20 protein-coding genes are annotated in these 23,077 nt (G+C 65.4%); 3 read left to right on the top strand and 17 right to left on the bottom strand.

What is annotated here, in order from left to right:
* Positions 1-28: 28 nt before the first annotated feature.
* Positions 29-400, top strand: a complete 372-nt coding sequence (locus tag AB5K84_RS22710) for a response regulator (protein ID WP_011087513.1) — start codon at positions 29-31, stop codon at positions 398-400.
* Between the two features lie 3 nt (positions 401-403).
* On the opposite strand, the gene surE is transcribed toward AB5K84_RS22710, so the two are convergent.
* From surE to AB5K84_RS22650, 12 genes are all read right to left on the bottom strand, one after another.
* Positions 404-1,171, bottom strand: coding sequence for a 5'/3'-nucleotidase SurE (gene surE, locus AB5K84_RS22705; RefSeq protein ID WP_028171844.1), 768 nt, complete (start codon positions 1,169-1,171; stop codon positions 404-406).
* Positions 1,172-1,359: 188 nt separating this feature from the next.
* Positions 1,360-1,722: a hypothetical protein gene (locus tag AB5K84_RS22700; protein WP_011087515.1), complete on the bottom strand. Its 363-nt coding sequence runs from the start codon at positions 1,720-1,722 to the stop codon at positions 1,360-1,362.
* Between the two features lie 94 nt (positions 1,723-1,816).
* Positions 1,817-3,148 carry a serine--tRNA ligase gene (serS, locus tag AB5K84_RS22695; protein ID WP_011087516.1) on the bottom strand — a complete coding sequence of 444 codons (1,332 nt, stop codon included), beginning with the start codon at positions 3,146-3,148 and terminating at the stop codon, positions 1,817-1,819.
* 210 nt (positions 3,149-3,358) lie between these two features.
* Positions 3,359-4,171 carry a twin-arginine translocase subunit TatC gene (gene tatC / locus AB5K84_RS22690; protein ID WP_011087517.1) on the bottom strand — a complete coding sequence of 271 codons (813 nt, stop codon included), beginning with the start codon at positions 4,169-4,171 and terminating at the stop codon, positions 3,359-3,361.
* Positions 4,168-4,695 (bottom strand): Sec-independent protein translocase protein TatB, encoded by a 528-nt coding sequence (tatB, locus tag AB5K84_RS22685; protein WP_011087518.1) that lies wholly within the window; start codon positions 4,693-4,695, stop codon positions 4,168-4,170. The genes tatC and tatB overlap by 4 nt, the downstream gene beginning before the upstream one ends.
* A gap of 89 nt (positions 4,696-4,784) precedes the next feature.
* Positions 4,785-5,018, bottom strand: a complete 234-nt coding sequence (locus AB5K84_RS22680; RefSeq protein WP_011087519.1) for a twin-arginine translocase TatA/TatE family subunit — start codon at positions 5,016-5,018, stop codon at positions 4,785-4,787.
* Positions 5,019-5,184: 166 nt separating this feature from the next.
* Entirely contained in the window at positions 5,185-5,937 is a 753-nt protein-coding gene (gene scpB / locus AB5K84_RS22675) for an SMC-Scp complex subunit ScpB (protein WP_028171841.1), read from the bottom strand.
* 21 nt (positions 5,938-5,958) lie between these two features.
* Positions 5,959-6,798, bottom strand: coding sequence for a segregation and condensation protein A (locus AB5K84_RS22670; protein WP_011087521.1), 840 nt, complete (start codon positions 6,796-6,798; stop codon positions 5,959-5,961).
* Positions 6,795-7,823: a beta-N-acetylhexosaminidase gene (gene nagZ, locus AB5K84_RS22665; protein ID WP_011087522.1), complete on the bottom strand. Its 1,029-nt coding sequence runs from the start codon at positions 7,821-7,823 to the stop codon at positions 6,795-6,797. The genes AB5K84_RS22670 and nagZ overlap by 4 nt, the downstream gene beginning before the upstream one ends.
* A gap of 46 nt (positions 7,824-7,869) precedes the next feature.
* Entirely contained in the window at positions 7,870-9,441 is a 1,572-nt protein-coding gene (locus AB5K84_RS22660; protein ID WP_063921470.1) for an SPOR domain-containing protein, read from the bottom strand.
* Between the two features lie 141 nt (positions 9,442-9,582).
* A complete protein-coding gene (gene argS / locus AB5K84_RS22655) occupies positions 9,583-11,373 on the bottom strand; it encodes an arginine--tRNA ligase (protein WP_038967253.1) in 1,791 nt (596 codons plus the stop codon).
* Positions 11,374-11,382: 9 nt separating this feature from the next.
* Positions 11,383-12,591: a deoxyguanosinetriphosphate triphosphohydrolase gene (locus AB5K84_RS22650; RefSeq protein WP_028171837.1), complete on the bottom strand. Its 1,209-nt coding sequence runs from the start codon at positions 12,589-12,591 to the stop codon at positions 11,383-11,385.
* Positions 12,592-12,715: 124 nt separating this feature from the next.
* Between AB5K84_RS22650 and erpA the strand changes: the two genes are divergently transcribed.
* Positions 12,716-13,045 (top strand): iron-sulfur cluster insertion protein ErpA, encoded by a 330-nt coding sequence (gene erpA / locus AB5K84_RS22645; protein ID WP_011087527.1) that lies wholly within the window; start codon positions 12,716-12,718, stop codon positions 13,043-13,045.
* A 4-nt stretch (positions 13,046-13,049) separates the two neighbouring features.
* On the opposite strand, the gene AB5K84_RS22640 is transcribed toward erpA, so the two are convergent.
* Positions 13,050-15,377, bottom strand: a complete 2,328-nt coding sequence (locus AB5K84_RS22640) for an ATP-binding protein (RefSeq protein WP_011087528.1) — start codon at positions 15,375-15,377, stop codon at positions 13,050-13,052.
* A 133-nt stretch (positions 15,378-15,510) separates the two neighbouring features.
* On the opposite strand from AB5K84_RS22640, the gene xth reads away from it, so the two are divergent.
* On the top strand, positions 15,511-16,308 hold the full coding sequence (gene xth, locus AB5K84_RS22635) for an exodeoxyribonuclease III (protein ID WP_038967248.1): 798 nt from the start codon (positions 15,511-15,513) through the stop codon (positions 16,306-16,308).
* A 16-nt stretch (positions 16,309-16,324) separates the two neighbouring features.
* On the opposite strand, the gene AB5K84_RS22630 is transcribed toward xth, so the two are convergent.
* The 4 genes from AB5K84_RS22630 to AB5K84_RS22615 all read right to left on the bottom strand — a co-directional run bounded on the left by AB5K84_RS22630 (position 16,325) and on the right by AB5K84_RS22615 (position 22,991).
* The gene (locus AB5K84_RS22630; RefSeq protein WP_038967247.1) at positions 16,325-17,146 is read right to left on the bottom strand and encodes a tetratricopeptide repeat protein; all 822 of its coding nucleotides are present in this window, start codon (positions 17,144-17,146) and stop codon (positions 16,325-16,327) included.
* Positions 17,133-18,857, bottom strand: a complete 1,725-nt coding sequence (gene ilvD, locus AB5K84_RS22625; protein WP_011087531.1) for a dihydroxy-acid dehydratase — start codon at positions 18,855-18,857, stop codon at positions 17,133-17,135. Before ilvD ends, AB5K84_RS22630 begins: the two co-directional genes overlap by 14 nt.
* 1,246 nt (positions 18,858-20,103) lie before the next feature.
* Positions 20,104-20,685, bottom strand: coding sequence for a hypothetical protein (locus AB5K84_RS22620; RefSeq protein ID WP_011087533.1), 582 nt, complete (start codon positions 20,683-20,685; stop codon positions 20,104-20,106).
* Between the two features lie 74 nt (positions 20,686-20,759).
* Positions 20,760-22,991 carry a TonB-dependent receptor gene (locus AB5K84_RS22615; RefSeq protein ID WP_011087534.1) on the bottom strand — a complete coding sequence of 744 codons (2,232 nt, stop codon included), beginning with the start codon at positions 22,989-22,991 and terminating at the stop codon, positions 20,760-20,762.
* Positions 22,992-23,077: the final 86 nt, after the last annotated feature.

Below are 23,077 nucleotides of genomic sequence, written 5' to 3'. Positions count from 1 at the left end.
TTCTTGATTGGGCAAGGACTCACCGACAATGACCGCGACAGGGCTTTCCGGCCGCTCTGTATTTCTCGTCGAAGACGAGGTGATGATCAGGATGATGGTCGCGGACATGCTGGAAGAGCTCGGCTACAAGGTCGCAGCTGAAGCCGGCGATATCCCCGAAGCGATGCGGCTCGCCGAAGCCACCCAGTTCGACATCGCCATCCTCGACGTCAACGTCAACGGCAAGGTGATCTCCCCGGTCGCCGACCTGATCAAGGCGAAGGGCTGCCCGTTCATCTTCGCCACCGGCTACGGCTCCTCCGGCCTGCCCGAGCAGTATCGCGACCGGCCCGCGCTCCAGAAGCCGTTCCAGCTCGATGCGCTCGGCAGGACCATCGAGGCCGCCCTTCGCGGCGACTAGCCGCTACTTCAGGGCCGCACCCAGTGCTTCGGAAAACGCTTCGTTGGTGCGGTCGAGCCTGAGCGGCGTGACCGAGACATAGCGCTCGCGCAGCGCCGCCAGATCAGTGCCCTCGGCGGGCGTATCCATCATCGCCGCGCGCTCGAAGCCGATCCAGAAATAGGGATTGTTGCGGCCGTCCCTGCGCTCGTCGATCCTGAGGAAGCCGAGATTGCGCTTGCCCTGGCGGGTGACGCGAATGCCGAGCACATCCTCAGGCGCGCAGGACGGGAAGTTGACGTTGATGACGGTCTCCTTCGGGATGCCGGCGGCCATCACCTTGCGCAGGATGTCGGGGCCGAACGTGCGCGCGGTGTCCCACGGCGGCCGCTCGCGGGTCTCGACGCTGAACTCCTGCGACAGCGCGAACGACGGCAGCCCCAGGATGGTGCCCTCCAGCGCGCCGGCGATGGTGCCGGAATAGACGACGTCCTCGGCGACGTTGCGGCCCTTGTTGACGCCCGACAGCACGAGATCGGGCGGCTTGGTGCCCAGGATATGGCGCGCGCCCATGATGACGCAGTCGGTCGGGGTGCCACGCACGGCGAAGTGCCGCGGCCCGACCTCGCGCAGGCGCAAGGGATCGTTCAGCGACAGCGAATGCGACACGCCGGACTGGTCGAGCTCGGGCGCCACCACCCAGACGTCGTCGGACAATGCCCGCGCGATCTCCTCCACGACCTTGAGGCCGGGAGCGTGAATGCCGTCGTCATTGGTGCAGAGAATGCGCATGCGAAAGGTCGATTCCTGAAGGGGTCTGAGCCGTCTTATCCGGCTGGGACCGATCAGGCAAACCGGCCACCGCGCAGATCTCATCTGTGATCCCGCTTATTGCCGCAGCGCAGCACGCGGCCGGCTTCGGTTCCCGACGCTTGCTTCCGGATGCCGCCCACCTGTTCGAGCCCGGTGCCCGTACAAGGCTAGCGGCGGATGCGCCATTGCGGCAGGAAGCGTGCGAGTCTGCCTTCGGCATACAACTTCATCGCCGGTACGACCGGACTGACAACCGGAGTCTCAATCACGCCGAGCGCCTCCAGCTCTGCAACGATCGGATCCGGCGCCGGCGTCTGCGGAAAACGCTCGCGTGCCACTGTCAGCGCCTTGTCGAAATCCGCAGCATTGACGCCGGGCTTGGCTCGCCGGCTCTGCACGAGATCCTCGTCCCAGAGCCGCGCGATCTCGATGTCGAGCACACCGCGCAGGCGCTGATCGACGGCCTGGATGCCGCAACCCGTCACCGCCCATTGTCTGCCAACCCAGAAGATGTCGCGGTGCAAGGCCATGAACGGTGGGTTCGCATTGACGGGTGGCCGTCAGGATAACCGCCCGCCTGATCTTCGCAACCAAACGTTTCTGCGTTTCAGCGAGCAATACGCCTCAGTCGCGCGAGATCACCTTCAATCCACCCATGTACGGCTGGAGCACGCTGGGGACCGCAATCGAGCCGTCCTCCTGCTGATAAGTCTCCATCACGGCGATCAGCGCGCGGCCGACCGCAGTGCCGGAGCCGTTCAGCGTATGCACGAAGCGCGGCTTGCCGTCCGGCCCGCGCGAGCGCGCATCCATGCGGCGCGCCTGGAAGTCGCCGCAGACCGAGCAGCTCGATATCTCGCGGAACATACCGCCGTCGCCCTGCCCGGGCATCCAGACCTCGATGTCATAGGTTTTTTGCGACGAAAAGCCCATGTCTCCTGCGCAGAGCGTCATCACGCGATAATGCAGGTCGAGCTTCTGCAACACCTGCTCGGCGCAGGACAGCATCCGCTCCAGCTCGTCCTTGCTCGCTTCCGGCGTCGTGATCGAGACCAGCTCGACCTTGGTGAACTGATGCTGGCGGATCATGCCGCGGGTGTCGCGCCCGGCAGCGCCCGCCTCAGCACGGAAGCACGGCGTCAGCGCGGTGAGCCGCATCGGCAGTTGCTTCTCGTCGAGGATGGATTCGCGCGCGAGGTTGGTCAGCGAGACTTCCGCCGTCGGGATGAGACCGAGGCGCTCTGTCTTCAGCCGCTCATGGTCGGGTGAGGCGAGCAGTTCGCCCTTGATCGCCCAGAACTGATCGTCCTCGAACTTCGGCAGCTGTCCGGTGCCGAACATCACCTCGTTGCGCACCAGCAGCGGCGGGTTGATCTCGGTGTAGCCGTGCTCGGTCGTGTGCAGGTCGAGCATGAACTGGCCGATCGCGCGCTCGAGGCGCGCGAGCCCCTTCTTCAGCACGACGAAGCGCGCGCCGGAGAGTTTTGCCGCCGCCTCGAAATCCATGTAGCCGAGCGCGTTGCCGAGATCGTCATGCAGCTTCGGCGCGAAGCCGTAGTTGCGCTTGTTGCCGAACACATGGTGCTGCACGTTGCCGTGCTCGTCGACACCGTCAGGCACTTCATCGAACGGAATGTTCGGGATCGCGGACAGCTCTTTCGTCAATTCTTCGTCGGCTGCCTTCGCGGCCGCCTCGAGCTGCGGCATCGTGGTCTTGAGCTCGGCGACTTCGGCCATCAGCGTGGCCGCGCGCGCCTCGTCCTTGGCCTTCTTGGCGTCGCCGATTTCCTTGGAGGCTGCATTGCGCCGTGCCTGCGCCTGCTCGGAGGCCAGGATCGCTGCGCGCCGCCTCTCGTCGATCGCGAGCAGCGAGGCCGACAACGGCTTCAGGCCACGCCGGGCGAGACCGGCGTCGAAGGCTTGCGGATTGTCGCGGATCGATTTGATGTCGTGCATGGCCGTGGTCCTGGATCAGCGCGTAAACCTACAACGGCAAACGTTGCAAGTTTGCATTGGCGCGCTTCCCCCTAGCACAGCTGTCATCGCCCGCGAAAGCGGGCGATCCAGTATTCCAGAGCCGACCGTGATTCCTCGACAGGCCGCGGCGTACTGGATTCCCCGCTCCAGTGCGCAATTGCGCACAAGGCGGGGAATGACACCGCGTCCCTACTCTGCCGGATTGGCCGGCGTCGACACGTCGGTGCCGGCCGCGGCCTGCGCGGCCGCCGCCTTCTTCTCCACCATCGCCACCGCGATGATCGAGCCCTCGTAGAGCGCCAGCAAGGGGATCGCGAGCGAGCACTGGCTCAGCACGTCCGGCGGGGTCAGCACGGCCGCGATCACGAAGGCGATCACGATGAAATAGCGGCGCTTCTCGCGCAGCATCTTCGAGGTGACGATGCCGATGCGACCGAGCAGCGTCAGGATCACCGGAAGCTGGAAGGCGATGCCGAAGGCGAAGATCAGCGACATCATCAGCGACAGGTATTCGCCGACCTTGGGCAGCAGCTGGATCTGGGCGGTCTCGTCGCTGCCGGCCTGCTGCATGCCAAGCGAGAAGCGGACCAGCATCGGCAGCACGACGAAATAAACCAGCGCCGCACCCAGCACGAAGAAGAACGGGGTCGCGACCAGATAGGGCAAGAAGGCCTGCTTCTCGTGCTTGTAGAGCCCGGGCGCGACGAACTTGTAGATCTGCGTCGCCACGATCGGGAACGAGATGAAGCCGGCGCCGAACAGCGCGAGCTTGAGCTGCGTGATGAAATATTCCAGCAGCGCCGTGTAGATGAATTTCGAATTCTCGGGTCCTGCGACCCACACGAAGGGCCAGACCAGCACGTTGTAGATCTGCTTGGCGAAGAAGAAGCAGAAGATGAAGGCCACGCCAAAGCCGAGCAGCGCCTTGATCAGCCGCGAGCGCAGCTCGATCAAATGGTCCATCAGCGGGGCTTTGCTGGCCTCGATATCGGCGTCGCTCATGACGCTTTGGCGTCCTTGATCGCTTCGGATGGCGCGGTGTCTTGCGCAACGACCGGCGCCTGCTCGACCTCACGGGTGATGGCGAGCGGCTCGTTCACCGCGGCATGGGCTTCCGCTTCCACGAAGGTTTCCGGCGTTGGGGCTTCCGGGGTTGTTGGAGTCGTCAGCGCCTCACTTGAGGTCGCCGGCGCTTCGATGGCAGTTGTTGAGGACGTCTCGGCTGGCTTGTCGAGCGCATCGACGCGAAGCGCGTCGCTGACGTCCTTCTGGAGCGAGGTCATCAGATTGTTTCCGGCAAAGCCGGAGGCGGCTTCCTTGACCTCGTCGAAGCTCTTCTTGAGGTCGGCCATCTCGGCCTCGCGCATCGCCTCCTGGAATTGGCCCTGGAATTCGGCGGCCATCTTGCGGGCCTTGCCCATCCACTGCCCGACCATGCGCAGAACGCCCGGCAGCTCTTTCGGGCCGATGGCGATCAAGGCCACGACCCCGATCAGGACCAGTTCACTCCACCCGATGTCGAACATGAGGTCTTCCGTTCACGCCAGCAGCAAGCCGGCCCAATCCCTCGCGCGCAGGATCGGGGCCGCTACCCGCGTCTCGCGTGCTCTCTGGCTCAGACGGCCTTGCTGCCGACGTCGGAGCGTGCCGCGGTCGGCGCGGCATTGTGCTCGATGGACTTGGCCGGCTCAGGCTTGTCAGCGGGCTTGTCGTCGTCCTGCATGCCCTTCTTGAACGCCTTGATGCCCTGCGCCACGTCGCCCATCAGATCCGAAATCTTCCCGCGGCCGAACAGCAGCAGGACCACTGCGATCACCAAGATCCAGTGCCAAATGCTGAGTGAACCCATCCTGCAACCCTCCAAACGCGCATGGCCGGGGACCCGGCCGATCTTCACCGGAACGTAGGCTCCGCAGGCCTCAAAAACAAGGACCAGCCGGCGCCAATTCGCTGTTGGCGCTACGTAATCTTGCTAGTGTTAACCGGTCGCAGGGGGCCCGTAATTGGCCGGGAGGTTAGTCCTCGCTGCCGCCCTCGCCGCCCTCATTGCCACCTTCCGGCGGGCTCTCGGGCTCAACCGCAGGTGCCAGCGCGAGATCGAGGTCCTCGCCCGGTTCCAGCGGATCCTCGTCTTCGCGCAATTGCGGGTCATCGGACGGCGTCGGCACGCTGAATCCGGTCGGCAGGCGCGAATCCAGCAGGCCCGTGCCCTTCAGCTCTTCCAGGCCCGGCAGATCGCCCAGCTGTTCCAGGGTGAACTGCGACAGGAAGTCCTCGGTGGTTCCGAAGGTCAAGGGACGGCCCGGCGTCTTGCGCCGGCCGCGCGGCTTGATCCAGCCGGTCTCCAGCAGCACGTCGAGCGTGCCCTTCGAGGTGACGACGCCGCGGATCTCCTCGATCTCGGCGCGCGTCACAGGCTGGTGATAGGCGATGATCGCCAGCACCTCGATCGCCGCGCGCGACAGGCGGCGGGTCTCGGTGCTCTCCCGCGTCATCAGCCAGGCGAGATCGCCGGCGGTGCGGAAGGTCCATTTGTTGGCGACGCGCACGAGGTTCACGCCACGCGAGGCATAATCAGCCTGCAACTGCTCGAGCGCGGCCTTGACGTCCACGCCATCGGGCATGCGCTTGGCCAGCGTCGCGGTATCCAGCGGCTCGCTCGACGCAAACAGCAGCGCTTCCAGCAGCCGCAGTTCTTCAGGACGCGCCTGGGATTCGTTCTCCATCGGCTCGGCCTCGTCTACCCGCACTTCAGCCAGGCTTGCCATGGCAGATTCTCCTTCTTGCACTTAAGCGACCGGCGCATCGGGCGCGGGAGCTGCGTCAGGGACCGGTTTGGGACGCCCCTTCCGGAAATAGATCGGCGCAAACGCCTCTTTCTGGTTCAGCTCGAGCTGACCTTCGCGCACCAGCTCCAGCGCGGCGGCGAAGCTCGAGGCGAACACCGTGGCACGCTGCGTCGGATCGGCGACGTGCCGGATCAGGAAGTCGTCGAGCACGCCCCAGTCATCCTGTTCGCTGATGCTGCCGACCAGCCGCTCCAGCGTGGCGCGCGCCTCGGCGAGCGACCACACCGTACGCTTGGCCAGATGCACGCTCGCCAACACGCGCGACTGGCGCTGCGAGGCATAGGCGGTGAGCAGGTCGTACAGCGTCGCGGTGTATTTCGGATGCTTGATCTCGGCGATCTGTTCGGGCTCGCCGCGCGGGAAGATATCGCGCTGCAATTGCGGCCGGTTCATCAGCCGGTTGGCGGCTTCACGAATGGCTTCCAGCCGGCGCAGGCGGTTGGCAAGCGCGGTCGCCATCTCTTCGGCGCTCGGCCCTTCCGCGCTCGGCGGCTCCGGCAGCAGCAGGCGCGACTTCAGGAAGGCGAGCCACGCGGCCATCACGAGGTAGTCGGCGGCGAGCTCGAGCCGGATCTTTCGCGCGGCTTCGATGAAGTGGAGATACTGGTCGGCCAGCGCCAGGATCGAGATCTTGGCGAGATCGACCTTCTGCTGCCGCGCCAACGCGAGCAGGAGGTCGAGCGGGCCTTCATAGCCCTCGACGTCCACCACCAACGCCGGCTCACCCTCGGCGAGCTCTGCGGGCCGCCCGGTTTCAAACGATAGGATTTCTGCGGTCATGCGGATGCCGTGTTTGCCCGTGCGATCAATGCGTCCAGTTCGGCGCGTGCGGCCGCCCGGTCGAATGGCTGCGGCGCCTTGCGCGCCGCGAGCGCGGCTGTCGCCCGCTCCAGCGCCTTGCCGGACAGTTCAGGCGTCTGGCCGGCGACCTCGCGCATCTCCTCGATGTTGCCGTTGCAATGCAGAGCCATGTCGCAGCCGGCCGCGAAGATGGCGCGGGTCCGATCGGCAATGCTTCCCGCCAGCGCGTTCATCGACACGTCATCACTCATTAACAAACCCTGGAACCCGATTGCGCCGCGAATCACCTGAGCAATCATTGTCGCAGATGTCGTCGCCGGATGGGCGGGGTCGACCGCGCTAAACACAACATGTGCAGTCATGGCCATCGGCAGGTCCGCCAGCGGCTTGAACGCCGCGAAGTCGGTCCGCTCCAGCTCGTCCCTGGGCGTGTCGACGGTCGGCAGCTGGAAATGGGTATCGGCGGTGGCGCGGCCGTGGCCGGGAATGTGCTTGAGGACCGGCAGCACGCCACCCTGCTCCAGGCCCTCGGTCACCGCGCGCGCGATCGCCGCGACCTTGCCAGGTTCGGTGCCATAGGCCCGGTTCCCGATGACGGCATCCGCGCCCTGAACCGGCACGTCAGCCAGCGGCAAGCAATCCACGGTAATGCCGAGATCGGCGAGATCGGCCGCGATCAGCCGCGCGCTGAGGCGTGCCGCGGTGAGCCCGAGCGCCGAATCACTGTCGTACAGATTCGCGAATACGGCGCCCGGCGGATAGACGGGCCAGTGCGGCGGACCCAGCCGCTGCACCCGTCCACCCTCCTGATCGATCAGGACGGGGGCGTCGGGTGCGTTCGCAACCGCGCGCAATTCTGCAACCAATGCAGCAACTTGAGCCGGCGTGGCGATATTGCGCTTGAAGAGGATGAAGCCCCATGGGCGCTCGGCACGGATAAACTCCCGCTCGGCGGCGGTCAGTTCCGTTCCGGATACGCCGGTAATGAAGGCCCGCGTGCTCATAAGGGCCGATTAACCCTGCCCCGCGAGGGGGTCAAGGAAACGGCCGTTAATTCCTCTGGACGAAGCAGGCCGACAAGCCTGCGGACTTCAGGCTGTTGCAAGCCTGCGTCGCTTCCTCGGCTGAGCCATAGGGCCCCGCGAAGGCGCGATAGACGATGCCCTTGCCCTTGTCGGTGAGATCGACCCGCTTGATCACCGGCGAGCGCGATCCGAGCACGCTGCCGTACTTGCTCTGAAGCACCCGGTACGACGCGGCGGCGCTGTCCTCGCTCTGCTGCGAGGAGACCTGCACAATGTAGCCGCTGCCGCCACTGCTGGCGGGCGCGATCTGCGTCGGATTGGTCGCAGCCATCCGTTGCGGCGGCTCGGCTGCGGGCGCCGATTGCGGTGCCAGCGAGAGCGGCTGGTTGGCGCTGGCATTGGCCGAGGTCGGCGGCGTGCGCGGCCCGGGCGGCGCAGCGACCGGCTTCGGCGGAGTAGCCGACTTGGCAGCAGCGGCCGATTGCGGCGTGGCGCTATCGGTCTGATCGCCCCTCACGGCCACGGTCCGGATCGTGCGCGGCGAATTGTTCGGCAGCGTACCGTTGCTCGGAATCGGACCGGCGCTCGGCGGCGGGATCGTGGACGGCGACACGCTCGCCACCGGCGGCGGGTTCGCATTCGGGTTCAGCGGCGGGAACACCACGCGGGGACCGCCCGCCTTGGCGTTGACGTCAACAGGCGCTTCCTCGCGCGGCACGATCTTCTCGGCGCCATCGCCGCTGACCATGCGATCGGGCACCTTGGCCGAGGAATCCGTCGGCGCGGGCACGATCTTGGTCGGCGTGTTGTCGGCCTTGATGATCGGCGGCTCGCCGCTGCGGGGCGAGCCGACATAGGTCTTGTAGGCGAAGGCCGCGCCAGTGCCGACCACGGCGAGCGCCAGGATTGCCGCAACTGTCATCATGCCGCCGCGCTGCTTCTTCGGCTCGTCGAGATCGGCCTCGGGATAGTCGCTCTGGAATGCGTAGGGATCGTCCGGATAGGCCGGATCGCGCTGATAGTCCTGCTCACCCGCCTCCAGCTTGCCGTAGAGCGCATCGTCATAGCGCGACGGATCGGGCTGCGCGTATGGCTCCTGGTAGGCCTGCTCCTGCTGATAGGCTTGATCCTGCTGATAAGCCGGAGCCTGATGAGGCTGATCTTGATAAGCGTGGTCCTGATAGGCCTGCGGCTGATGGAAATCAGGCTCGGGCGCGGTCGGCTGGGCTGAATAGCGATGCAACGGATGAACCGGGTTCACGGAGACGGGGTAGTCAGGCTCCGGCGCGGGTGCCGGCTGCGGCTGCACGTTGGCGCGCCGCATCCATGAGGGCGGCCCGGGCGGAGCCGACGGCGCCTGCGCGGCATAGTCCTGCTGGTCATCGTCCTGACGATAGTCGTCTTCCTGATAGCTGTGGGCGGGCGCCGGTGCGGCCGGCGGGCGCGCGGTGGGCCGCCCCTGCGCTGCAAATGGATCGGTCTGTCCGATCAGACGGGCGAGCTCGGCCAAGGGATCATTTTCCGCCTTCCCATGCTGATCGCCGCCGCGACCATAGTCATCGGAAGGAAACGGTCTGTCCTGATATCGTTCGGCCATCGTGATGATGCGTCCCTTCGGGAAAGCCGCGCGCCCCCTCGACCAAGGCACGGCTTTCGACCCACAAGGCTTTCAACCAAGTCTAAGCGGTCCGGCTTCTGCCGGTTACCCCCGAATTCCCCTTAAGTAGTTCGCCCCAAACTACCGCATCTCGTCCGGGGCATGGACGCCGAGGATGGCGAGGCCCGATGCCAGGACCGAGACGACGCCCTGGACCATGGCCAGTCGCGCCTTTGTAAGATCTGCATCATTATTGATAATGAAGCGTAAATAGGGCAAATCGCGCCCCTTCGTCCAAAGTGCGTGAAATTCGCTCGCTAAGTCATAGAGATAAAAGGCAATCCGGTGCGGCTCATGGGCCGCGGCGGCGGCTTCCAGCATCCGCGGATAAATTGCGAGACGCTTGAGAAGGTCGAGCTCCACCGGGTCCGACAGCCGCTCCACCGCCGACTCACTGAGCCAGGCGATGCGCTTGGCGGTATCATCCGGCAGGTCCGGGAACACCTCAGCCCGTGCGTTGCGGAAGATCGAGTGACCGCGGGCGTGGCCGTACTGGACGTAGAACACCGGGTTGTCGCGCGACTGTTCCATGACCTTGGCGAGGTCGAAGTCGAGCACCGCGTCGTTCTTGCGATAGAGCATCATGAAGCGGACGGCGTCCTGGCCGACTTCATCCACCACCTCACGCAAGGTGACGAAGTCCCCGCTCCGCTTCGACATTTTCACCGGCTCGCCGTTGCGCAGCAGCTTCACGAGCTGGACGATCTTGACGTCGAGCGCGCCCTTGCCCGAGGTCGTCGCCTTCACCGCCGCCTGCATGCGCTTGATGTAGCCGCCATGGTCGGCGCCCCAGACGTCGATCATCTCCGCAAAACCACGGTCGAACTTGTTCTTGTGGTAGGCGATGTCGGAGGCGAAGTAGGTATAGGAATTGTCCGACTTGATCAGCGGACGATCGACGTCGTCGCCATAGGCGGTCGCCTTGAACAGCAACTGCTCGCGATCTTCCCAATCCTCGACCGGCGCCCCCTTCGGCGGCGGCAGGCGGCCTTCGTAGATGTCGCCCTTGGCCTTCAGGAAATCGATGGTCTCGGCAACCTTGTTGTTGCCGCTCTCGATCAGCGAGCGCTCCGAGAAGAACACGTCGTGACGGATGTTGAGGGCGGCGAGATCGTCCTTGATCTCGTCCATCATCATCGCGATCGCCTTGGCGCGCACGGTCGGAAGCCATTCGGCTTCCGTCATCGCGCGCAACTTGTCGCCGTGTTCCTTCGCCAGCGCCTGCCCGACCGGCTTCAGATAGTCGCCGGGATAGAGGCCTTCCGGGATGGCGCCGATGTCCTCGCCGAGCGCCTCGCGATACCTCAGGAACGCGGAGCGTGCGAGCACGTCGACCTGGGCGCCGGCATCGTTGATGTAATATTCGCGGGTGACGTCGTGGCCGCCGAACTGGAGCAGGCTCGCGAGCGCGTCGCCGAACACGGCGCCGCGGCAATGACCGACATGCATCGGTCCGGTCGGATTGGCCGAGACGTATTCGACATTGACCTTCGAGCCGCCGCGGACGCGGCCGTAATCGGCGCCCTCGCGCAGCACCGTCCGCAGCGCTTCTGCCCAGGCGGCAGGCTTCAGCGTCAGGTTGATGAAGCCGGGGCCGGCGACATCGACCTTGGCGATCAGCGCGTCCGCGCGCAGCCGCTCGGCGATCTGCTCGGCGAGATCGCGGGGCTTCGCCTTTGCCTCTTTCGCAAGCACCATGGCGGCGTTGGTCGCCATGTCGCCATGGGAGGCATCGCGCGGCGGCTCGACCACCACGCGCGAGAAATCGATGCCCTCGGGCCAGCTGGCATCCGCCGCGAGCGCGCGGCAGGCGGCGTGCACGCGTGCGAGCACGTCAGCGAACAGGTGCAGGGATGAGGATGTGTCGCGCATGGCCGCCGCCTAACGCAAATCCGGGGTCGAGTCAAAGAGCCGCTGGTGCTCGGTCAGGGCGAAACGGTCGGTCATTCCGGCAATGAAATTGCCGATCCGCCGGGCCCGGTCGCCCTCATTGTCCGCCTCCGCCCCCGTGAGCCATTCCGGCGGCAGCTCGGCCGGCGATTTCAGGTATTTCGCGAACAGGTCGAACAGGATCTGTTCGGCCTCCCCCATCACCCGCATCACCCGCTTGTGACGGTACATGTGCTGGTAGAGGAAGCGCTTGATGGCGGCCTCCTCCTCGGCGACGTCAGCGGGGAACGCGATCAGCGCCCGGCTCTGTTGGCGCACGTCCTGGGCCGATTGCGGCTTGGTGGCGGCAAGGTTCTTCTGCGCCTCCGCAAACACCGCACCGATCAGATGCGAGATCAGCTCGCGCACCAGCTCGGCGCCGCGCCTGACATCTTCGAGATCGGGATAATGCGCTGAGGTTTCGGCGATGATCGCAGCTGTGAGCGGCATCGCCTTGAGATCGTCGAGGTCGAACAGGCCGGCACGCAGGCCGTCGTCGATGTCGTGGGCGTCATAGGCGATGTCGTCGGCGATCGCGGCGACCTGCGCCTCCAGCGAGGCGAAGCTCCACAATTCAAGATCGTAGACCTTGATGTAGTCGGCGATGCCGACGGGAATGCCATGCTCGCGATAGTGTCCGACCGGCGCACCGCTGCGATCGGTCAGAGGGCCGTTGTGCTTGACGATTCCCTCCAGCGACTCCCAGGTCAGGTTCAGCCCGTCGAATTCGGGGTAGCGGTGCTCCAGCGCCGCGACGACGCGCAAGGCCTGGGCGTTGTGGTCGAAGCCGCCAAATTCCTTCAGGCAGGCATCCAGCGCCCGCTCCCCGGCGTGCCCGAACGGCGGATGGCCGAGATCGTGCGCGAGCGCCAGGGTTTCCGTGAGGTCCTCGTCGAGCCCGAGCTGCCGGGCCAGCGCGCGAGCGATCTGCGCCACCTCCAGCGAATGGGTCAGCCGGGTGCGGTAGTGGTCGCCCTCGTGGAACACGAACACCTGGGTCTTGTACTTCAGGCGGCGGAACGCGGTTGAGTGGATCACCCGGTCGCAATCCCGGCGGAACGGGCTGCGGGTCCGGCTCGGCGGCTCGGCGACCAGCCGGCCGCGGCTGCGATCGGGGTCGCAGGCATAGGGCGCGTGGGGGGCTGCCATTCCGACGGACACGGCGAATTTAGTCCCTATCCATTTGATTCTGCGTATGGTGGCACTTAACTATGCCGGACGCGGGATACCAAATGAATTGGGCGAGTAACCTTGGTATGACGCCACCGACGATCGGAGACCTGAGATGACGACTGCCGTGACCATCAGTGACCGGGCCGCACGCCGGATTGGGGAGATCCTCAAGGGCGAAGGGTCAGGCGCGATGCTGCGCATCTCGGTCGAGGGCGGCGGCTGTTCCGGCTTTCAGTACAAGTTCGACATCGACCGCGACCGCACCGACGACGATCTCGTGATCGAGCAGGACAATGCGGTGGTGCTGGTCGATTCCGCCTCCCAGCCTTTCCTGGCGGGATCGCAGGTCGATTTCGTGGACGACCTGATCGGCGCCTCGTTCCGCGTCAACAATCCCAACGCGACGGCGTCCTGCGGCTGCGGGACCAGCTTCTCGATCTGAGCGCTTACGCGCCGGTGATCTGCCTTTCTTCCTCTGTCCACTCGACCTCGACCGGCATCAGCTCCGGCTGAAGCGGCGCGTCGTCCGATGCCACGTGGTTCAGCGCCCGCAGCAACGCCGCGACCAGCGCGGGCTTGCGCAGCGGCTTTGCCAAAAAGTCCGACATGCCCGCCTCGCGGCAGATCTTGACGTCTTCGGGGAAGGCGTTGGCGGTGAGCGCGATGATCGGCAGGGCCTCGAAGCGGCCGCCTTGCGCGCGGATCGCCCGGGTTGCGGCAAGGCCGTCCATGTCGGGCATGCGCACGTCCATCAGAACGACATCGTAGTCCCCCTCCGAGGCCGCCGCGACGGCCTCGACGCCGTCGGTGACGACGCGCAGCTCGACATCGAAGGCACCGAGCATCTTGCTCACGACCAGGCGGTTGACGGCATCGTCCTCGGCGACCAGCACCTTCAGTGGTCGGTCGAGCTCGGCGATATGCGCCTTGAGCTCGTCGGCCTCGTCGCGGCCGGCCGCCTGGTCGGATGCCGGCGCCTGGCTCCAGGGCAGCACCAGCGTGAAGCGGAAGGTCGAGCCCTCGCCCGGCGTCGAGGTGACGCCGATCGTGCCGCCCATCTGCTCGATGATGCGCCGGGAGATCGCGAGCCCCAGCCCGGTGCCGCCGAAGCGGCGGCTGATCGAGGCGTCGGCCTGGGCGAAATCGCTGAAGAGCAGGCCGAGTTTTTCGGGCGCGATGCCGATGCCGCTGTCCTTGACGGTCCATTCGACGGTCGCCAGCAGGTCGCGCCGCGTCTGGCAGGTGGCCGAGATCGTCACCTCGCCTTCGTCGGTGAACTTCACCGCGTTGGACGCGAGGTTGAGCAGCACCTGGCGGATGCGCGCGACGTCGCCGCGCAGCGTCGGCGGCAGGTTCGGATCGAGCTCGACCTTGACCGTGAGCCCCTTGCTCTTGGCGCTCGCGCGCACGACGGTCGCGACCGTCTCGACCAGCGCATGCGGTGCGAAGTCGATCGCCTCGAATGCGAAGCGGCCGGCCTCCAGCTTGGACAGATCGAGGATGTCGTTGAGGATGCGCTGCAGGTTGTCGCCGGACTCGCGGATCGTGGCGACGGCCTCGCGCTGCTCCGGATCGAGCCTGGTCTCGAGCAGCATGCTGGCGAGCCCGAGCACGCCGTTCATGGGCGTACGGATCTCATGGCTCATCACGGCGAGGAAGTCGGACTTGGCGCGGCTCTCGGCCTCGGCCTTTTCCGCGCGCCAGCGCTCGGTCACGTCGCGGCCGAAGCCGCGATAGCCGAGGAACTGGCCGTCGCGGTCGTAGGCCGGCTTCGCCGTGAACGACCACAGCCGCGCCTCGCCGCCGGCAACGACCTTGAGGTTCATTTCGTGCAGCGGCTCGGCATGTTCCATCAGGCCGACGATGTTGTAGGCCGCGCTCTTGTCCTCGGGGCAGAGCATGTCGAGCACGTCGGCGAAATGCGAGCCCTTCAGCAATGGAAGCGGCAGCTGCGCCACATCGGCGAAGCGCTCGGGCACGTCGACCAGGTGTCCCTCGGCGTCGGTCTGCCACAGCCAGTCGCTGGCGTTCTCCTGGAAATCCTTCAGCAGCAGCGAGATGATCTCGGTCTGACGCTCGAGCTCGAGCTGCGCCTTGAGATTGCCGAGGAACAGGTTGCCTTGCGAGACGATGTTGCGCGCCATGAAGAACGCGAACAGCAGCAGGAACCCCGCGGTCACCAGATACGGCCCGGCGCCGCACAATAGCAGCGCGCCGGCGCAGCCGACCGTCATGGTGGCGAGATAGACGAGGCCGGCGCGCGGGAAGGTCGAGAGCGTGAAGGCGCCGCCGGACATCATGCCGACCATCAGGCAGGCCAGGATCAGCTGGCTGGTCGGCTCGATGTGGCTGAACAGCGCGAGTGGCAGCGTGCCCCAGATCGCGGCGAGGAAGAAGGCCTGCCGCAGCATGTGCCGTGCGGCGCGGGGCGAAGCCTCCTGCGGCGGGTTCCGATACGACCGCCGCCACGAACGTACCGCGAGCGAGGCGGTGGCGGCGAGCGTCAGGCCCCAGATCGCGAGGAAGTCGTTCCAGCCCCTGCCCCAAAACAGGATCAGCACGATGGCGACGTTGAGCATGGTGACGGCCATTGTCACCGGGATCAGCCGCGTCACCGCGTCGATCTGCTTGGCGCGGATCCGGCCCAGCTCGCGCTCGCTGAGATCGGCGGTCAGGCCGTCCTCGATCTCGAAGCCGCCGAGCCAGTACAGGAACGCGCCGACCAGTCCGTCGCGCGGCTCAGCCTGTTGTGAAGTTTCGACCCGCCATCCCATCCGTGGAACCTTTTCCGTATCAATGGCCTGCGGTCCGCTTAAGCCGGGTTAATTTTGTGGGAGATTTTGCGGCGTCCTTGACGGAGGCGTTTGCATTTTGTTCTAACGGGTGCCCCTGCCCGGAGCCGTCGAAATGCCCATCAGAGTAGCCACCTGGAACGTCAACTCGGTCCGGCAGCGGATCGACCTGCTCCTGACCTGGCTGAAGGAGTGCCAGCCGGACATCGTCTGCCTCCAGGAGATCAAATGCGTCGATGAGGCCTTCCCGCGCCTGGAGATCGAGGCGCTCGGCTACAACGTGGTCACGCACGGGCAGAAGACGTTCAACGGCGTCGCCCTGCTCTCGAAGCTCCGCTTCGACGAGACCAAGTCGGGGCTGGCCGGCGACGACGAGGACGCGCATGCTCGCTTCCTCGAGGGCGTGGTGACGCTCAAGCACGGGGTGCTGCGCATCGCCTGCCTCTATCTGCCCAACGGCAACCCGGTCGGGACCGAGAAATATCCCTATAAGCTCAAATGGATGTCGCGACTTCTTGAATATTCGAAGGAGCGCCTCAAGACCGAGGAGCCGCTAATCCTCGCAGGTGACTTCAACGTCATCCCGCATGCCCGCGACGTCCACAATCCGGCGGCATGGACCGAGGACGCCCTGTTCAAGACGGAGACGCGGGAGAGCTTTCAGTCGCTGCTCGGCCTCGGCCTGACCGATGCCTTGCGGGCCGTCACCGACGAGCCGGGCCTCTACACCTTCTGGGACTACCAGGCCGGCGCCTGGCAGAAGAACCATGGCCTGCGCATCGACCACCTGCTGCTGTCGCCGCAGGCCAGCGACCGGCTCGCCAATGTCGGCATCGACAGCTATGTGCGGGCTTGGGAGAAGCCGTCGGACCACGTGCCGGTATGGGCGGATCTGGATCTCGAGGCGGCGTAACGCCGCCTCTTCGGGATCACTCCCGGCGGCCCTGCACCCACTGTTCCAGCATTTGCAGGCACATGGCGCGGTCGTCGTCCGAGGCTTTCGCGAAGGCGCGATTGTAGCTTTCCTTGATCCAGGTCTCTTCGCTGCCGGCGCTGTCGCGCGCCAGCGTCAGCCACATCAGGCCGCGGGCGGCCTGCCGCGGCAGGCGATCGCCGTTGAACAGCATCTGGCCGAGCAGCGCCTGCGCCTCGTGCTGGCCCTTCTGCGCGGCGAGCCCGAGCCAGCGCGCGCCATAGCGGAAATCCTCGCGCGAGGCGTCCGGCGTCTTCAGATACAGCCGGGCGAGATCGTACTGCGCGTCCGCATTGCCGAAATAGGAGGCCGCATAGGAGAACATCTCCCGCGCCCGGTCCTGGTCCGGCTTGATCTTCGAATTCGGGATGCCGCTGAGGTAGTAGCGGCCGAGCGCGACGAAGGCATTGGCCACGATCTGCGCCTGAGGCGCCGAGGGACTGTCCTCCGCATGCGCGTTGGCGATCCGGCTGAAATATTCGAAGGCGCGCACGTCGTCCTGGGCCACGCCGTCGCCATTGGCGTACATGCGGCCAAGTTTCCACTGCGCGATCGGATGGCCGCCCTCGGCAGCATATTGCAGGGCGCTGAGCGAGGTTTCCTGGGTCGCCGGCGACACCTTGCTGCGCACCGCACCCGCGGCCCCCGGCAAGGTGGTCACGACAGGGATGGTCGCGTCCTTCTGGTTGACCGGCGCGCCCTCGAAGGCGAGCGCCGGCACGGCCAGCGCACTGACCCCTAACACAAACGCAACAATGGCACGCCTAGATGTCCGCATAGCACTGTTTCTCGTGCGCACCGCCCGGATGGGTGACCGCCCCCCCGACCGCTGGTCCAACCTGCTGAGCATATTTCCAGAGCGCGCCCGTCGTGTGGTTAGTCGCGCGAGCGCTCCATTTGGTCTTGCGCTGGGCAAGCTCCTGGTCGCTCAATTTTACGTTAAGGGTGCCGGCGACCGCGTCGATCTCGATGATGTCGCCATCCTCGAGCAGCCCGATCGGGCCGCCGATGGCGGCTTCCGGCCCGACATGGCCGATGCAGAAGCCGCGGGTGGCGCCGGAGAAGCGGCCGTCAGTGATGAGCGCGATCTTGCCGCCCATGCCCTGCCCGGTCAGCGCCGCGGTGGTCTGGAGCATTTCCCGCATGCCGGGGCCGCCCTTGGGGCCCTCGTAGCGGATCACGATGACTTCGCCTTCGCGGTATGTGCGGTTCTGGACGGCCTCGAAGGCGTCCTCTTCCCGGTCGAAGCAGCGTGCCGGACCGGTAAACCTCAGGTTGGACATTCCCGCGACTTTCACGATCGCACCTTCTGGCGCCAAATTGCCCTTCAGACCCACCACACCACCGGTGACGGTGATCGGCTTGTCTGCCGGGTGCACCACATCCTGGTGCGGATTCCACTTCACGCTCTTGAGGTTTTCGGCGATCGTTCGACCGGTGACCGTAATGCAGTCGCCGTGGAGAAATCCGTTGTCGAGCAGCGTCTTCATCAGAAGCGGGATGCCACCTACTTCAAACATGTCTTTGGCGACATAACGGCCGCCCGGCTTCAAATCCGCGACATATGGTGTCTTTTTGAAGATTTCGGCGACGTCGAATAAGTCAAACTTGATGCCGCACTCGTGCGCGATCGCCGGCAGGTGCAGCGCAGCATTGGTCGAGCCGCCGGAGGCCGCGACCACGGCGGCCGCATTCTCCAGCGCCTTGCGGGTGACGATGTCGCGCGGCCGGATGTTCTGGTCGATCAGCTCCATCACCTTCTCGCCCGCGGTCATGCAGAAGGCGTCGCGGATTTCATACGGTGCCGGAGCACCGGCCGAGTAAGGCAGCGCAAGGCCGATGGCTTCCGAGACGGTCGCCATGGTGTTGGCCGTGAACTGCGCGCCGCAGGCACCCGCCGAGGGGCACGCCACGCGCTCGATCTCGTCGAGATCCTCGTCCGACATGGCGCCGACCGAGTGCTTGCCGACGGCCTCGAACATGTCCTGCACGGTGACCTGCTGCCCGCGGAAGTTGCCGGGCAGGATCGAGCCGCCATAGATGAAGATCGAGGGCACGTTGAGGCGAACCATCGCCATCATCATGCCCGGCAGCGACTTGTCGCAGCCGGCAAGGCCGACGAGGGCGTCATAGGCATGGCCGCGGACGGTCAGCTCGACGGAATCGGCGATGCATTCGCGCGACGGCAGCGAGGAGCGCATGCCGTCATGGCCCATGGCGATGCCGTCGGTCACGGTGATGGTGCAGAATTCGCGGGGTGTGCCGCCGGCATGCGCGACGCCCTTCTTCACCGCCTGCGCCTGGCGCATCAAAGCGATGTTGCAGGGCGCGGCCTCGTTCCAGCAGGAGGCGACGCCGACGAAGGGCTGGTGGATCTGCTCCGTCGTCAGACCCATGGCGTAGAAGTAGGAGCGATGGGGCGCGCGCGCAGGGCCTTCCGTCACGTGACGGCTCGGCAGCCTCTGCTTGATGTTGGTCTTTGCGTTCATCGCAAACCAGTTTCCCCGGCCAACCCTTTCAGACCCGAAAAATCAGACCCAAGATTTGAATCGACCTTGGGATTTCCCGTTCGCCTCGAGGACCGCCGCTGCCCCTAAAACATTCGAGCAATTTTATTCATGTTCGGGTGTGGCTAAAAAGCGGCGGTGATGCGAACGGCTGACGATGAGGGCTTAATCCGGAAGGAGTGTTGCGTGGATGGCACATTCGTTACCGGGAAGACACGGATCGGCCTACTGGGATACCCCCGCGAAGATGACAATCCACAACCTGAGATTTCCAGGCGGGTATGACGCGCCCGATCACGCACCACACCTTGGAGTGAGTCGCTGTCGACATCACCAAGCCCGCCATCCCCGGCAGTGGACACGCACTCTCCACATGGTCGTGGCGAGCGCAGCGAAGCAGTCCAGAGTCTTTCCGCTGACGGATTCTGGATTGCTTCGCTGCGCTCGCAATGACGGAGCGAGATGCATCGGCGTCATCCTCCAACTCGCATCGTAAATCGCAGACACGCCTTCGCATCCTCGCGGCGGATTTCGCCCGAGCTTTGCTTGATCGCTCCACCCTCTCAATCGAGAGGGCGCAGGGAAGGCCGGGTGCCCGACGGCACCCGCGGTCTGCTGCGCGAAAGCACGCGCAGAGAAACCGCACAGCAGCATACAGGTGTAGCCAATCACTCGGCCTTCCCTGCGCAGTGGTTGGACGGCTTATGCCGTGCTCTCCCGGGAGCCGAGTTCGTTCTGGCCTCCCTCACTCTCGCGAAAGTCGCCGACATCGCGCCGGTTGACGCGACTGCCGCATCCGCAAGAGCTTGACCGTAGCAACGACGGCCAGGACCACACGGTTTTGCCGTACGCACGGCCCGCCATTTCGCCGCAGTTTTCCCAGCCCTGTCGACGGAGCCGGAAACTTACAGGCGAGACGAACCTGACAGCGTCGCTCATCCAGCACGAAGTCTCGGGCTCACGGAGAGCAATCCGCCCTGCCCTTAACTCTCGCGCCCGACGCTGCCGCGTCCACCGCAAGCCCGGCTCGCGAAACGTGACGACACAAGATCGCCCCTCAAGGATGAGCCGGGATGGGCGACACATACGTCAATTCCGAATTTCGGCAAAGTGGAATATTTTTGCGCAAGCGGATTGACCGACCGCGGGGGTGTTTTGCCCGTCGGGCAACGCAAGATCTCGTAGCCTGGATTTCGCTGCGCTCCATCCGGGGCTTTCAGAGGGCCGCTCAGGCCGACATCGCGCCCTTGCGCCCGAACGGATCGACCAGGCGGACGATCTCGCAGGCGGCGACGAGGCCGGCGAGCCAGACGGCGCCGGTCAGTCCAATCCGCGCCACGATGGCCGCGGTGAAGGCGCCCGCTCCGCCGAGGACCGGCGTCGCAGCGAGCAGCACGAGCTCATAGGCCGCGTAGGCGAGGACGAATGCGATCGCCAGCATCAGGGGCGTGCGGCCATGCGCCAGCGCACGGAGCGCGGCGGACGAGGCCGCGGTCGCGACGAGTGCAGCAGCGCCAATGACAAAGCCCCAGGCGATCGTGCTCCCGGCAACGGGATAGTGCAGCACGCCGAAGCCGATGCTCTGGTTCACGAGCCACGCGCCGCTGACGACGAGCAGTGCCGGCCGCAGCGGCAACATCGCGGCCGCGACGACCGCGAAGGCCGCAAAGGGCGTTGCGCAGGCGAGCGCAAGACTTGCGAGCGCGCATGACACCGCCAGCAGCGCAAAGCAGAACATCGGTGCAAGGCGCGGCGCGACCGGATGGAGCCGGAAACGGTCGGCGTGAGGCGGCAGGATGCTGAGAGCCATGAGTAATCTCCTTCTTTTCGAATTCTAGTCCATTCGGGAGCCTATGACAGCCCCCGTCGCGATCAGAGCCTTGATCAGAATTTGGCGCCGGCCTTGAGCAGATAGGTGCGGCCCGGCAGCGGATAGGCACTGAAGCGGCCGTCCGTGAAGGTGCTTGCGATCGCATAGTCGTAGTAGAGCGCGTTCAGCACGTTGTTGACGCTCAAAGACCAGAAGTAGCGCTCGTACTGACCGCTGAGCTTGAGATCGATCGTGCCATTGGCTGGGATCGGCCGCTGTGTTCCCGCCTGGTCATTGTCCATGCGCCGCTCGCTCCAGAAGCGCGCGGTGGCGTCGAGCACCACATAGTTCTGCCAGATGTTCCAAGTGACGCCTGCACTCGCGGTGTAGCGCGACACCAGCGGCACGTCGTTGCCGGCCCAGACGCCCTCGCGAAACACGGCCCTTGTATAGGCCATGCCGGAGCGCAGGAGCAGAGAGTCGTTGACGCGATAGGACAGACTGGTCTCCGAGCCGTAACGGCGGGTCGGATCGAGGTTGGTGTTGTAGAACAGGATCGGACTGAAGTGGATCTCGTTGGCGAGGTCCATCAGATAGAGGCTGCTCTGCAATTGCAGCCCGCCTCCCTTGATGCGCAGCCCGCCCTCGACATCCTGCGAGGTCTGGGTCTTGAGCCGGAAGGTCTGCGGCAGCGGATTGAAGAAGGGGTCGAATGAAGGGCCCGACGACACACGCTCATCGACATCCGGCGTGCGGAATGCGCGCGCAGCGCGGCCGAACAGCGAGACGATGTCATTGAGGCGATGCTCGCCCCCGAGGTGCAGCGCGTATTGGGTCTCGTCGCTCCTGAGCGGGAGCGCGCCGATGTCGGTGTTGAACGGAGCGGCGACGTCAAAATGATCGCGCGCCGAGAGACTGACGCTCTGCACCCGCACGCCATAGGAGACGTCCGTCGTCGGCGCCACACCCAATGTGTGCTGAAAATAGCCCGCAACCGTCTGCTGCCTGAGATCGTAATTGTGCCAGGGCGCAAGCCCCTGGCCGGCGCCGCGGTTCTGCTGAAAGCTCGCATCGTAATAATCGAGGCCGGTCAGCAGTTGCGACGGCATCCCCAGCAGCAAGCCCTTCACGCTGAGCCGCGGCGTGATCGACCATGTCGTCAGATCGGCATCGACATAGGTGGACGTGAACAACGCGGGAACCGGCGCTGGGCCGGAGAAGAACGCGCTCTGCTGCTTCTTGTCGCGCACACCGCCGTCCACGATGAGATCGATGCCGTTGGCCAGGGTCTTCGTGAAGCCGGCCGTCGCGCTGAAGCCCTGCTGGTTGGCGTAGTTGAAGGGTGTGCTGGTGCCCCGTCGGTTGGTCGCGAGCTCGTCGACGCCGATGGACGGATCGACGGTGCGGCCGCCCGGCAATCGCAGCTCCTGATTGTCGCCGGTAACGGTGACGAAAGCAGTCAGGTCTGATGTCGTGTAGTTCAGGTTGCCGACGCCATTCTCCTGGACAAGGCGATTGTTGTCGCGGTAGCCGTCTGTCTTGACGGCATTGCCGTAGAACGAGGTCGACCACGGACCGGAATTGAGCGACGTCGAGACATTGCCAAGCCTGGTGTCGAACGAGCCGAAGCCGGCCTCGATGCGCGCGGCAACGGGCGGCCCGCCGACGCCGTTCCTGGTGATGATGTTGATCACGCCGCCGACCGCATTGTCCCCATAGAGCACCGCGCCGGCATTGCCGCGCGTGATCTCGATACGCTCAATGGAATTGAGCGGGACAGTGGAGAGGTCCACCTGCGCGATGTCGATGTCGTTCAGCCGCCGCCCGTTGATCAGCACCAGCGAATTGGCAGTGGCAAACGCGCCGAAGCCGCGCAGGTCGACGCTGGTCTTCGCGCCGATCTGGCCGCCATAGAGCGTCGTGATCTGGGCACCCGGGACTTGCGTCGCGATGATCTCGGCAAGCGTCTGCGAGGGCGCATGTGCGATATCCGCGGCCGTGATGACGGTCGCGGCGGCCCCGACGATGCCTCCGTTGCCGGCGACCGCCTCGCCGCCGGAGCCGGACGAGCCGGCGCCATTGCCTGCCGGCGCTCCGCTCGGGGCTCGCAGCCTCGCCGTGTCGCCATCGCCGATCGCCCTGGCGCGTGTGCGGTTCTGATCGTCGGGCCTGGTCACTTCGACCGGCGGCAGCTGCTCGGCGGCGGCTTGCTGCGCGAAAGCTGTGGGGAGATCGATCGCATGGAGGAAAACGGCAGCAACGATGCCGGCGCGAAGGCGCCTGGCGGCAGAGACAATACGGGACACAGTTGTAACCTCGGCATGACGTCAGTGGCACGTCACAGCGAACGAGGCTTTACGGCGGAGCAATCGATTGCTCCGGTGAAGCTAAT

The organism is Bradyrhizobium sp. 1200_D9_N1_1 (assembly GCF_052075915.1).
Classification (GTDB): Bacteria; Pseudomonadota; Alphaproteobacteria; order Rhizobiales; family Xanthobacteraceae; genus Bradyrhizobium; species Bradyrhizobium diazoefficiens.
The sequence above is the reverse complement of the archived record's forward strand: the minus strand, read 5'-3'. Positions and strand labels throughout refer to the sequence as shown.